The organism is Amycolatopsis vastitatis (genome assembly GCF_002234595.1).
Classification (GTDB): Bacteria; Actinomycetota; Actinomycetes; order Mycobacteriales; family Pseudonocardiaceae; genus Amycolatopsis; species Amycolatopsis vastitatis.
In genome coordinates this window covers 1-12,295 of sequence record NZ_NMUL01000079.1, presented here as the reverse complement: position 1 = coordinate 12,295, position 12,295 = coordinate 1, and the positions used below count along the sequence as shown (strand labels likewise).

Sequence of the window (12,295 nt, the reverse complement as noted above, 5' to 3'; positions counted from 1 at the left end):
CGAACCCACCATGACCACCCGAGAACAGCGCATCTTTGCCGCCGTCTTCGCCCTGACCGGTGAACTGGACGGATCGTGGGGACTGGCGACCGCCCGCTGGGTCCGCTCCGACGTCGTCCCCTACCTCGGCCTGCTCCTGGTAGGTCCGGCAGGCGAAATTCTCCGCATCCACGAGGTGCACGGCGACGGCCCGTGGGCGTACTGCCTCGAGCCCATTCTTCCCGAGGACGAAGACCGGTACGCGACCGGATGGAACGGACAGGAACGCGGTCTCGACCGCAACCGGGAAGATCCCGATGGCTGGTCGGGTCCCCAAGAGCGCCGCCCGCACGACGTCACGATCCGGGTCCGGGCTCCGGTGGGCGAGGCAGCCGAATTCATCGAGAAGAACGTGCTGCCCGACTACCGCTACTGGTCAGCTCGGATCCACGCCCGCAACACCCGCCGCCGGGAACGACTGCAGAAAGACCTGACGATGGCGGCGGACATGGCCCACCACTTCGGCGGACCGGTCAACCTCGCGCCGCCCACCTACAACGACAAGACCACGTGCAAGCTGCCCGACGGCCGCTCCGAGATCGACCTCTACACCGCGTCGCCGCGCGTCGAGATGCGGTTCGTCCTGCACCGCGACCACGCCACCGCCATCGCGCCCGACCTGGCGCGACTCCTGGGTTTTATCCCGGCCTGACCCCGCGCCCGCCCGAGCAAGGAGGCACCACCATGCGCCAACCCGCGCAGAAACCCACGTCAGCGACCATGACCGACGCGACCGCGTCACCGGTCGGCGACGTCGTCGACCACAGCAGCGGTCTCCCGCGCGTCCTCGACCGCAAGTGCGGAACTTGCATTTTCCGGCCCGGAAACCTGATGCACCTCGACCCGGGCCGACGGGAGGAGATGGTCCGCGCCGCTCTGGGCCGGGGGAGCTGGATCGTCTGCCACGCCACCCTGCCCGCTGCCGGGATCCCGATCGGGGAGCAGGCGATCTGCCGAGGCTTCTGGGACGTGCACGCCCGCGACTCGCTCGGCTGCCGTCTCGCCGTCGCGTTCGGCGGCCCGGTCTTCGGTCCGCCGCCCGCCGAACCCGCCGCGCCCGCCCGGCCGCACGCCTGACAAGTACCCACCGACCACGACGAGAGGAACGACCCCACTGTGAGCACGGCACCTCAGTCCCTGACCGATCGCGCGATCGCCGCCGCCCGCCGCTCCCGCGAGATCGCACCGCAGGAATTCGCTGACCGCGCCAACCTCCGGCTGCGCTGGGACCGCCGCGCGGTCACCGCCACCAACGTCGCCACCGCGCTCGGCGTGCCCGTCGACACGGTGCTCGTGCGCGATGACCCCGACCGTCACTACGGCATCGGGACGAGCCGGATGCCGGGAGATCTGATCGAGGTCCACGGCGACGACGGCGCGCGCTGGCGCTTCATTCCCGACCTGACCGGATTCACCCCGATGTGGGGGTGGCTGCTGCTGGGCGAGTGCCCGTGCTGCGAGGCACCGGGCGTTCCGCTGGCACGCGTCGCCGGCCTCGCCGACCTCGGCGCCCACCTCGCCCCCGAGTTCGGCGAGCACGGCGCGGACGCCGCACCGCCGGAGTTCGACGGCGACCCCGGCCACCGCCCGGACTGCCAATTCGCCCCGCCTACCACCGGCAAGGAGGCCGAGTGAGATGGCCACGCGCACCGACTTCTACATCGGAACGGGCCCGAACGCCCAGTGGTGCGGGTCGCTGATGTTCGCCTGCCATCCCGACAACCTCCTCAAAGTCGACGACGGACGTACCGCGCTCACCTCGCGGTCCCCCGCGCATTTCCGGAAAGCGGTCGAGAATCTGCTGACGGTGTGGACGATCCGGCCGCTCGGCGCCGCGTTCCTGCCGCAGCGCGGGTGGCCGTGGGCGTGGGCGACCAGCCACCGCAACGACTGGATCATCACCTTCCGTACCGGCCCCGACGGCGGCGTGCACATGACAGCGGGCGGCGGCGACCGCTGGCACCGCCTCGACCCCGACAACCCCCGCCCGCCCTTGCGGTGCGGCCCGCCCGATTTCGCGGCGTGGCTGCGTAACCCGACCGCGCCGCCAGCAGTGCCACTCCCGTTCTACCGCCCTCCCACGGTACCCACCATCGATCTCGCACTGCGATGGCCGGAGTTCTGAACCCAACTGTCTGGAAACAACTTCCAGATCCCGAAAGGACGAACCCGCGATGACCACCTTCATGCAAATCCCCTGGAACCTCTACCACTCCGCCGAACCCGAGGCCGGCGAGATTCTGCCCGCCCTGACCGGGCGGTGGAAGAGGTCCCGCCCGGTCGAGCAATTCGACCCGAACTGGTCCTACATCCTCACCGGGAACGCTTCGACCGTGTCGGTGGTGGCGGCGCTGCACTGCGGCCACGCCGACGTCCCCGAGCACGCGTGGTCGCAGGTGCTGCGGCTGTACTGCCCCGCCGCGTGGCGGCTGCTCACCGACGCCGGGATCTCGTTCGAGCGGTGGAACCTCGGCCGCTGCGATGCCGTGCTGTGCGCCCGGGTCGCGGCGACCGCCAACACCGAACTCGGAGGTTACGCCGTGTTCGCCGTCATGGACGTCCCCGCTGCCGTCGCCGAGGTCGTGGCGACCCTAGGCAGCGTCCCCACCTTCACCTGACCCGACTGCCCGGATCTAGGGAGAGGAACAATCCCATGCAAGACACCAATACCCGTCTCATGTGGACCGTGCTGGCCATCGTGCTACCCGGACCGTGGACCCCGGTCATCGTGCTGGCCTACCTCCTCGGCCGCGCGTTCGGGGACCACCACGATCCCGGCCACCATCTCGCGCCCGTGCCGCACTTCCCGCCCGATCCCTACGCGTGCGTTCCCGCCCCGGGCCCGGGGCGGGGCGCGGGGAACCCGTACGCGCCGCCCCAGCTGACCGGGAGCCGATGATGTCGACCAAGACGGACTTCTACCTCAGGCGCGGCACCAGCGCCGAGTGGCTCGGCTCGATCGCAGGCGACGCGCACCCCGAGGACGTGCTCGCCGTCCCGCCCGGACGGCTGGCACTGACCAGCACCGACGAGGAGACCTACCGCGACGCCGTCGACGACCTGCTCGTCGTCTGGGCCTGCGAGGAACTCGGCGACGCCTACCCGCGTCGGGGCGGCTGGCCGTGGCCGTGGTGGACCAGCCACATCTCGAGCTGGATCGTCGCGTTCGACCCGGGCGAGAAGGCGGTGTTCATGACCGTGGGCGGCGGCGTGGCGTGGCACCGGATCAATCCCCGCTGCCCGGACCTGCCCGAAGGCGACGATCCGCTCGGCCCGCCCGACCTGGCGGCCTGGCTACATGACCCGGCCGCGCCACCGTCGGTGCCGATGCCCCTGATGCGCGACCCCGCCACAGGACTCCCTACTCCCGCTGGAGCACCCCGATGAACTGTCCGACCACCTGCGACTTCTACCTCGGACGCGGCACGGACGCCGACTGGGTCGCCTCGATCGACCTCAACCACTGTGCCTGCACCAGCCTCGTCGCCATCGAACGAGCGGGCACCGCGGACGAGTTCCGCCGGCGAGTCGAGCGCCTCTGCGCCACCATCCACCGAGAAGAGGCGGGGTACGCCACCAGCCCGCCATCCTCGAGGTGGCAGTGGTTGTGGCCGACCAGCCACGGCACCGACCGAACGTATGCCTTCGACGACGGCGCCGTCTGGACCTGCCCGCGCGGGCAGCGGTGGTCGGCCCGCGCGGGCGACTACGTCCCACCCAGTCCGGACGAGGCCCCGGTGGTGTTCCCGCCCGGTCGCGACACCTGCGGCTACACCGGGATCGACGCCGCCGACACCACCGCCCGCCGCTACGGCCCGCTGCTGGGCCGAACCCACTGCGACGACATCGACGAACTGGGCATGCGGATCCTGGCCGACCTCACCCTGCCACCAGGCCCGGGAACACCACCCGAACTCGCCGCGCTGCGCCTGCGGCTGGCACCGGAGCTGCGGTACGCCGTCACCGCCGACACCTCGGCCGTCGAGCTGGAGATCGAGGTCCTTGGCTACCGCGACGGCGACCCCCCCGCCGACCTCGCCCGCGACGCCCTGGCCAGCCTGCCCGCCCTCTACGGATGGACCGACCTCGACGGTGGCCCGCCCCGCTTCAGCGTGCGCGTACTCATCGCCGACGACGACCGCCACACCAGCCACCCCGTGCTGGCCGATCGCCACACCCGGGCGGTCCTGACCGTCCGCTGACATCCGCTAGCTCACTCCACCGCGCACGACGATCCGGAGGACACCATGACCGACCACAGCTCACCGACCTCACCATCATCCAGGACAACGGCAGCTGCGACGGTAGGTCCGCGCAGCGCCGCCGAGCACTACGCCGCCGCCGAGACGTGGTTCGTCCGCGCCCGCGAGATGCACCCGCACCTCAGCAGCCGCGCCGCCGACCAGGACGCGTACCGGAAATGCATGGACTGGGCGGGCATGCATCTGCGCCTCGCCGAGGCCCTCACGGCCGGCGCCGCGCAAGTTGCCACCCAGCTGCGCCTCAAAGCCGACGGCTACCGGCTCAACACCGCCCTCGGGTCCGAGGCTTACCAGTGGGACACGCTGCTCCGAGACATTCACAGCAAGCCCGGGAGGACGGCATGACCACGCACCGCCCCGACACCACACCGCTGGAGCCGAACTGCCCGAAATGCGACGCCGGGATCGGTCAGATCCACGACGACAGGTGCGATGTCGCGCGCTGTCTGGCCACCGGGCTGCAGCGTCTTGGCCACAACTCGTGCCGCTGTCCCCAGGACGTATGGACTGGACGGTGGCCCGGGGAAGCCGAGTGCATGGAGTTCGGCTGGATGCTCGGCCCAGGAATGCCCGACCTCAACCGGCTGATGACCACCGCCACCTGGGACCCGGCCACGCATCGCTGGACCCCCCCGACACACCGCACAGAACGATCGGCAACGGAGACACGCGATGAGCACCCTCACCACCACCGATGACTTGCCCGGGAGCGTCGATCTCGTCGCCGGCGAGCACTGGATCGAGCTCGTGCCCGCCGCCCACGGCGAGCCGCACCAGGTCAGCTTTCCCGCCATGATCGAACCCCGACGCCACCACGGACCCTGGGTACGACCCCGGCTGCGCCGCGAGGTCGCCGACGCCCTGTGCGAGTGGCTGAACCTGGTCTACCCGGTCGATCCCGACTGGTACCCGCTGGCCCGCACCGAAGGCGACCTGCTGGTCGTCTTCACCGGGGACGCCGCTCACCAGCGCTACGAGATCGCCCGCGGCGACGACGGCCGCTACCCGCTCGGCGAGCTGGGCCGCTGGTTCCTCTCCGGCCCGACCCGCACCCCCGCCCTCCTCGACCGCCAGAACGAGGTCCTGCGCGACGCCGCCCGCCGCCACCCGCGTCCGGGCGAGACCCTGGTCACCTGCGACCCCACCACCCTGCCCGGAAGCGCGTTCCCGGCCCGGATCGACGCCTGGCCCGAGCGGGCGTGGGTGCCGGTGTTCCGGCCGGAGATCGCCGAGGCCGTCGCCGCGTGGTGCACGACCAACCACGCCCGCCGCCCCGACGAACACCCGCAGGTGTACTTCGACGGCGACACCCTGGTCCACGTCCACCAGCACCTCCGCGCTCGCAACGGCTACCTGCCGGTCCGCATCAGCCCCGACCCGGACGGCAACTACCGCATCGACACCCCGGAGTGGGCTTTCGAGGTCGTGACCGAGAAATCCGAGGGACAGTGAACGTCGCCGCCGGACAGCCGGACTATGTGAACTGCCCAACGGCCTCCGAACCGTTCCCTCAACGACTATCACTTCCGCTCAATCCGATTGGCGGACGGCAGGGTGATGCCTTCCGGACTCGGCCGGTGGTGACGGTTCTGTCCGTTTCCGGGCAGTCGAGGCGCGACCCGCGAACATAAGGCACGCGGCCAAGGCCGCCTAGACAGCTTGCGGTAGTCCTCGGCGGCCTCGGAGGATGCCTGTCTAGTGGCCGGGAGTGCCCCTCGGTGCCGCTTCCGCCAGTCGGGTCACACCGGCTTCCTTGATCGTCTAACCGAACGACAGGTGACGCGCGAGCACCAGCCGACACACCAGCGCGCTTTAACGACTGGTCGGGAAAATATGGCTGTCATCTGTTACAGGAAACTGGGACACCGCGACTTAGGAGGATGTCCACTTCCGACCTTGAGGTAGGCCACCCATGCCCGTGACCCCGCGACGGCGTCGTCTGCTCCTCCGGTTGACCGTTGCCGCTGGCTTCGCCGTGGTCGGTGTTGTACTTACTGTCCTCCTGACGAACTCACTCCAGAACAACGACTCCTACAGCAGCATCACTGGAGTACTGCTCAGCCTCGCCACGACATTTACCACCGTCATGCTCGTCCTCCGGCGCCCTCAGCCACCACCGCGGGTCGACACTGCTGCCGCGGACCTCGCCGACGAGCTGCTCGTGGAGTGGGACCGAGAGATCCGGCACCGACGCGAGCGGTTCGGCGGTTCCCGCCCGATTCCCCTGACCTGGGCCGAAGTACCCGGGCTGGCCGCGGACCCGGCCGAGGTCTTCGGAAGCGCGACGCCAGTCGGCGATGTGCGACTGAATCTCACGGGCCGGCTCGAGGACAATCCCGACGAAGCCACTATGCACCTTGCAGAAGCGTTCGAACAGATCCCCAGCAAGCGGCTGGTCGTGATCGGCGAGCCGGGCGCGGGCAAGACGTTCATGGGCATCATGGTGACGATCGGCCTGCTTCGCCGATGGCAGCCCGGCCGCCCAGTCCCGGTGTTCCTGTCACTGTCCTCTTGGGACCCCGTCACGGAGTCGCTTGACGATTGGCTGGTCCGCGAACTGGCAACCACCCACTTCAACGGCGACGAGCGGACTCCTCGCGCGCTGCTCGTGCGACCACGGCTGCTTCCAGTTCTCGACGGACTCGATGAACTGCCCGAGCACCTGCGCCGTAGCGCCATCCGTCGGATCAACAAGGTGCTAGACGGTGACCGTCCGCTAGTGGTGACATGTCGGTCGGCCGAGTACGCGAGCGAGATCGATGGCGGGGCGCCGCGGCTCAGGCGGGCGCCGGTGGTCGAAATTAAGCCGATCAGTGTACCCGACATTCTGGCCCAGCTGACCCAAGACCGCTCGTGGGCCACAGCGGCGAAGGTCGTCGAACGCGCGCCGAGCACTCCGTTCGCAGCTGCACTCGGCACTCCCTTGATGCTGTCGCTGTTCATGTCCGCGTACGCGGACCGAGACCCGGGAGAACTGCTCGACCAGACTCGGTTCACCAGCCGGCACGACGTCGAGGACCACCTGATCGACACCATGATCGGGACGGCCTACTCCGACGACGTCCTGGCGGCTGTCGGACCGAAGCGCAGGTGGTCCGGCGACGACGCCCGGCGATGGCTCAGCTACCTGGCGGTCCACCTGCACGAGCACGGCGATCGAAACTTGAATTGGTGGCAGCTAGCGCCGCGGACTCTCTCGCCGTGGGTTGCCGTCGCAGTCGGGGTGCCGGTCGGACTCGTCGTGCTGCTGGTCACCGAGATTTGCTACGAAACCATCTTCCCGAAAAACCCAGGTGTGGGCATGGCCGCCGCCATCCTGAATTCGCCCGCCGCGGTCAGCCACGAAAGCAGGCGTGCTCGCCAAGCCGCGCTCACGGGAGCGTCGCTGATCTTCCTGCCCGGCTTCCTCGTGTGGCTGGCGGCGGCGGAAACCGACACTGAGAACAAGATCGTGACGTCAGCCACGCAGTTCGGCATGCTGCTTGCACTGTCCGCAGTGTCCGGCGCCGCTCTGGCCTGGGTGGAACTGCTGGCCCGCCGCCCTCAACGATCCGGTCCGTTGCCCCCGCCAGAATTGCTTCGCAGGGAACGCCGCTCGGCGTTGCTGGCCGCGGCCGCCGCGGCGCTGCTCGTCTCGACGACGGCTGTTCTGGCCATGACGGTGTCCGCTGCGCTCGCCGGGCACATCGGGCAACGGGTCGCGCTCTTTCTCGGGAAGCCGGCGGTGGTCGATTTGCACCTTCCCCCGATCGAGGACCACGTCCCTTGGTTGCTGGGCTGGTATGGCTTGCCGGTCCTGACGGTGCTGAGCATCCTGCTTGGTGCGCTATACGCGATCGGAATTCTGGTGATCCGTCCGTGGCCCCGCTTTGTCGTCGCCCGGACTCGGCTGTCGGTGCGAGGCGAGCTGCCTTGGCATCTAATGGATTTCCTGGCCGACGCGCGGACCCGCGGTCTGCTCCGAGTGGCGGGCAGCTCCTATCAGTTCTGGCACGTCCGCCTGCAGGACCGGTTGGTGGCGGATCCGCACCTGTCCTCACCTGAGGAGCGACCCCGGCGGAGTCGCTTATCAGCCGCCGTGGTCGGGATCACGGCAGCGGCCACGGTCGTGGCGATCGGTTCGGTGGAGCCCGCCGGGTGCCGACCGGTGGGGATCGGGCACGTGGACGACCGGATGCAGCGCACCGTCATCGGGGATCTGTCCGGCTGCTTCGCGGAACTGACCGGACGGGACTGGGAAGGTCTGACCATGAGCTCGGCCGACCGAGACACGCTCACCGGGCTCGCGACCACGAAGGGTGACTCGTTCCACACCGCCAGGATCGTCGTCTTGGGGAAGCTGGATCGCGTCACGGCGCTTGAGTGGCATGAGGTGCTGGCCGGCCTGACCAAAGCGGCCAAGACGGCTGGTTCCGCGTTTGAGCTGACGCTGGTGCAGAAAGACACCGGAGACCTCCGAGCCGCGGATGCGAACGAGCTGACGGCCGAATATCTCCAGTCGACGTCGTTGGGGTGGCACCCGCAATACACCGCACTGGACCTCGACAATGACGCCGTCGACAATCGGGCCGTCGACGACTTCCACATGATCTTCGCGACTTCCAAGCTGGGTTACCGCGACCTGTCTGACAGCCTGCGCGAGCAATTGGCCCAGAGGTGGCTCGGCTCGGTCGCGGACAATCGCGGCGCTCCCACCATTACCGACGGTATCAGCGATTCGGAATGCTTCGAGATCAGGCGCTCTCGGAGCGACTATCGGACCTTCGCCTTCGATTTGAGGGCTGTCGAGGTGACCGCGGAGCTGGTGAACCGGCTTCGCCAGTGCGGCGGAGGCACCGCGCTCGTCGCGGCCGACCAGGTGCCCCAGCTCCGGCCGCTGGTCCGCGAACCGACTGCGGTCGGCTTGAACTGGCTCAAAGATGATTCGCGGTCCATCTTTACTGACTGCCAGTCCTCGCCCGATCCTGCCAGTCTCGAGCAGCAGATCTGCGTCGCCGCTCTCGCTGGGGCGAGTGGGTTCCGGATGACGATCACTCCGATTGAAAAGAACTGACAACGGCATTATGGATCGCGTCTCCATGCTGCCTAACGCGCGGATGGGCGTTACCGTGATACCCGCATGGTTTCATGCGAAAGGTCCAGAGGGTTCGACGCCAACGTCCGCCGGGCGCGTCAGTCTATATCTCCCGCCGCTAGTCAGCGCCTTGTCTCCGGCCAGCTCAACTGACGCTCGACAAACACCTGAACCTGCCCCGGCTGAGCCCGATCGTCTTGTTTGTCGCTGATCGTGTAACGAGTCTATGTCGGAGAAATCCGCGCGTAGGGCGGTCGCCGGATGCGTGGCGACGGCCCTACGCCCCGGTAGGTGACTTGGCGGTGGGTGCTCTGGGGCTGGGCTATTCGATACCGTCGGCTGTCGCCGGGACGTCGGTCTTGTCCGGGTTGATGGCGAACCGCTTCGGCGCCTCACAGGTTTTGATCGCGTACCCGTCGGCGACCAGCTTCTCCAGGGCGTTGTTGACCGCGCCGCCCGAACGGCCGAGCACCTTGCCGATCTTCGCGGGTCCGAAATCCTTGCCCGGGTGTTCGGTCAAGTACTCCTCCACCAAGGCCCGCAGCCCACCCTTGGGCAGTCGCTCCCCGTCCGTGGGGACGATCCCGGTGACGTCCGAGGCCGCAGGGGTCACGGCCGAAGTGGGCGTGGGCTCGGTTCGGGCGTCCGCCGGATCCATCGGTGCCGCACCGGGCGGCGGGGTGGTGCTGCCGACCTTCGTGTCGGCGGGCAGGGTGGGCGCCTCGTCGATGGTGGCGTCGGTGTCGTCGTCGGTCTTCGGTGCGCTCCCAGGTCCTTCCGCCGTCGTGGTGTCCGGGGTGGAGTCGTTACCGTCGGTGGAGGTGGCCGTTGTCGGCACCGTTTGCTGGGGCGTTGAGGTGTCGTCGGTGTCGCTGGCGTAATCGGTTGCCTGGTCGCTGCTGGGCGGCGCCGTCGCGTCGGGCTGCGTCCCTTCGGTGGCGGGTGCGGCGGGGTCACAGCCGGACGATGCGAGGATCCAGGTGCTGGGGTTGCGCGGGCTGTCGCCTGCGGTGCGGATCACGGTCCCGTCGCGATCCCAGCGGGCCAGGATCTTCGCGGCGGTCGAACGGCCGACCCCGGCGGCTATCGCCAGCGTAGCGGTGGTGGAGCCGGGGGTGGCGGCCAGTGCGGCGTGGACCTTGTCCTCGGTGTTCGGTGTGTTCTGCTGGCCGGGGTTGTCGGTCACGGCGTGCAGGTGGCGGTCGTCGGTGACGGCAGTGCGGTTGTTGCGGTTCGTGGGGGACATGACGAACTCCATGTGTCCGGGTACGGAATGGGTTGGTGGTCATGCCCCGGCCGGGGCGTGGCCCGCCGGTGCGCATCCGGTGGTTCGGGCTACACGACTATGAACGCTTCGTCACTGCCTCCATGTCAAGCGAACCATGCAACTTCAATGGTCTCTTGTGGACGCGCGCTTAGCGTTCTCCAGTAGCGTTCGAGGTTTCTCGACGGGCCCGGTTGTGTTCGCTTGACACCGGGCGTGCACGGAGCGTCCATGGATGCGTCATGGACCGACGTACGGTCCACCTTCACGAAGGACGTGTCTCCTGTGGACGAATTCGAGCCGCCCGCCGGCGCCGGCGCCGGCGATGTCATGATGTCAAGCGACGAGAAGCGGAGCGGCATCCCGAACGACATCGTTCTGGCACCCGCCGACCACCCGATTCCCGTGCGCTGCCCTGAGGACTTCCAGGCCATCCTGCTGACCGAGATCGACATAGTCGACGATTTCGACCTCGACCGCGACGGCGACGTGCTGCACATGACCGGTAGGTGGTTGACCACGTTGCCGACACCCGACGAACGCCACGACGGCGATCTCGTCGTCGTCCTGCACGAACCGACCACGCCTCCTGCGAGCTGTGACGCCGCTCGTCACGTCGACATCGAAATGCGGCTGGTCAACGGGAATCGATGGCAACAGGTGGGCATCTGGACGGGTGTGAACAGTGACTGGCCGTATCTGATCGCACCGACCGCCGCTGCGATCATGGGCCTGCACACCGACATCCTCGAACTCGAAGACCCGCCCCGACGGGTTCGATCCGCCTCCAGCGAACGTGACGCCGAGTTCCTCAGCGCGACATGCGGGGAACATTGATGCGACTGCACATAATTCTCCGTCGCTGCTGCGACCTCATGGCGATCGTCTGCGCGACCTTCGCGATCGGCGCGTTCGCCAACGTGTGGTGGCACCCCGGGGACGGAGCACTCAGCCTGCTTACCGGCCTGGTCTTCGGCGCGGCTCCAATCGTCTACCTGACATGGTTCAGGCCTCGCACGATCGCCGCAATGTGGTGGCTGCCCTTTGAACTTGGCCCCGTCCGCAACGCATTGGTCCGCCTCGTCGGGCAGGCACCCGTGCGGCGGCCCGTGTTCGATCCCGTCGACGAGGTGGTGCTGGTCTGCTCGTATGACCGTTCGGACCGAAGCGTGTCGGTGACACGCATCTGTGGCGAGGACTATGCCGCTCTTGCCGACGGAATGCAGACATTCGTGATGGTGGAGACGTTCAGCCTGCGATCTCGCGGACCTGAGCTGGTCGCACGCCGCGTCGAACCGTGGGCGTTGATCCTCGACGATCAGTGTGCTCCGGTTGTGGCGGAGCCGATGCGCTCGCCCGAGGCCGAGGTGGATGCCGATCAGGAACAGCTGATGGCCGAAACCGGGCTCTTGCTCGCCACGGGCGACGACGTGCGGGTCCTGTCCGAGCAGCTGAGCCGCGCGGTGCCCTAGTGCTGCGTAATTCTGTTGTCTTTACGTAGCGGTCGTGCTCAGTGTCGATGAGAAGACCCAGATCCAGGCACTGGATCGGACCCAGCCGCTGCTGCCGATCGACTTCACCGTGACCGAGAAGCGCACGCACGACTATGTGCGGCACGGCACGACCAACCTGTTCGGCGCGCTCAACGTCGGCACT

The 12,295-nt window shown here is 68.3% G+C and carries 14 protein-coding genes and 1 pseudogene; 14 read left to right on the top strand and 1 reads right to left on the bottom strand.

The features are described from left to right. Window positions 1–10 precede the first annotated feature (10 nt). From CF165_RS47000 to CF165_RS46945, 11 genes are all read left to right on the top strand, one after another. On the top strand, window positions 11–691 hold the full coding sequence (locus CF165_RS47000) for a hypothetical protein (RefSeq protein WP_093954104.1): 681 nt from the start codon (window positions 11–13) through the stop codon (window positions 689–691). A 32-nt stretch (window positions 692–723) separates the two neighbouring features. Then, window positions 724–1,116 carry a hypothetical protein gene (locus CF165_RS46995; protein WP_143268875.1) on the top strand — a complete coding sequence of 131 codons (393 nt, stop codon included), beginning with the start codon at window positions 724–726 and terminating at the stop codon, window positions 1,114–1,116. A gap of 39 nt (window positions 1,117–1,155) precedes the next feature. Then, on the top strand, window positions 1,156–1,674 hold the full coding sequence (locus CF165_RS46990; RefSeq protein WP_093954102.1) for a hypothetical protein: 519 nt from the start codon (window positions 1,156–1,158) through the stop codon (window positions 1,672–1,674). A 1-nt stretch (window position 1,675) separates the two neighbouring features. After that, on the top strand, window positions 1,676–2,164 hold the full coding sequence (locus tag CF165_RS46985) for a hypothetical protein (RefSeq protein ID WP_093954101.1): 489 nt from the start codon (window positions 1,676–1,678) through the stop codon (window positions 2,162–2,164). Between the two features lie 49 nt (window positions 2,165–2,213). After that, window positions 2,214–2,657, top strand: coding sequence for a hypothetical protein (locus CF165_RS46980; protein ID WP_093954100.1), 444 nt, complete (start codon window positions 2,214–2,216; stop codon window positions 2,655–2,657). Window positions 2,658–2,692: 35 nt separating this feature from the next. Next, the gene (locus tag CF165_RS46975) at window positions 2,693–2,938 is read left to right on the top strand and encodes a hypothetical protein (protein WP_143268874.1); all 246 of its coding nucleotides are present in this window, start codon (window positions 2,693–2,695) and stop codon (window positions 2,936–2,938) included. Beyond that, on the top strand, window positions 2,938–3,426 hold the full coding sequence (locus CF165_RS46970) for a hypothetical protein (protein WP_093954098.1): 489 nt from the start codon (window positions 2,938–2,940) through the stop codon (window positions 3,424–3,426). Before CF165_RS46975 ends, CF165_RS46970 begins: the two co-directional genes overlap by 1 nt. Then, the gene (locus CF165_RS46965) at window positions 3,423–4,241 is read left to right on the top strand and encodes a hypothetical protein (protein WP_093954097.1); all 819 of its coding nucleotides are present in this window, start codon (window positions 3,423–3,425) and stop codon (window positions 4,239–4,241) included. The genes CF165_RS46970 and CF165_RS46965 overlap by 4 nt, the downstream gene beginning before the upstream one ends. Window positions 4,242–4,286: 45 nt before the next feature. Continuing rightward, entirely contained in the window at window positions 4,287–4,646 is a 360-nt protein-coding gene (locus tag CF165_RS46960; protein WP_205661199.1) for a hypothetical protein, read from the top strand. A 327-nt stretch (window positions 4,647–4,973) separates the two neighbouring features. Continuing rightward, window positions 4,974–5,753 carry a hypothetical protein gene (locus CF165_RS46950; protein ID WP_093954096.1) on the top strand — a complete coding sequence of 260 codons (780 nt, stop codon included), beginning with the start codon at window positions 4,974–4,976 and terminating at the stop codon, window positions 5,751–5,753. 499 nt (window positions 5,754–6,252) lie between these two features. Beyond that, complete coding sequence (locus CF165_RS46945) at window positions 6,253–9,354, top strand: NACHT domain-containing protein (protein ID WP_158226950.1); 3,102 nt, start codon at window positions 6,253–6,255, stop codon at window positions 9,352–9,354. 343 nt (window positions 9,355–9,697) lie between these two features. Here CF165_RS46945 and CF165_RS46940 read toward each other — a convergent pair whose 3' ends face one another. Beyond that, window positions 9,698–10,621, bottom strand: a complete 924-nt coding sequence (locus tag CF165_RS46940; RefSeq protein WP_093954121.1) for a hypothetical protein — start codon at window positions 10,619–10,621, stop codon at window positions 9,698–9,700. A gap of 303 nt (window positions 10,622–10,924) precedes the next feature. On the opposite strand from CF165_RS46940, the gene CF165_RS46935 reads away from it, so the two are divergent. From CF165_RS46935 to CF165_RS50855, 3 genes and pseudogenes are all read left to right on the top strand, one after another. Then, window positions 10,925–11,476 (top strand): hypothetical protein, encoded by a 552-nt coding sequence (locus CF165_RS46935; RefSeq protein WP_093954094.1) that lies wholly within the window; start codon window positions 10,925–10,927, stop codon window positions 11,474–11,476. 38 nt (window positions 11,477–11,514) lie between these two features. After that, window positions 11,515–12,111: a hypothetical protein gene (locus CF165_RS54170; RefSeq protein ID WP_240522159.1), complete on the top strand. Its 597-nt coding sequence runs from the start codon at window positions 11,515–11,517 to the stop codon at window positions 12,109–12,111. A 28-nt stretch (window positions 12,112–12,139) separates the two neighbouring features. Continuing rightward, a pseudogene (locus CF165_RS50855) lies at window positions 12,140–12,295 on the top strand (IS630 family transposase); the annotation flags it as partial.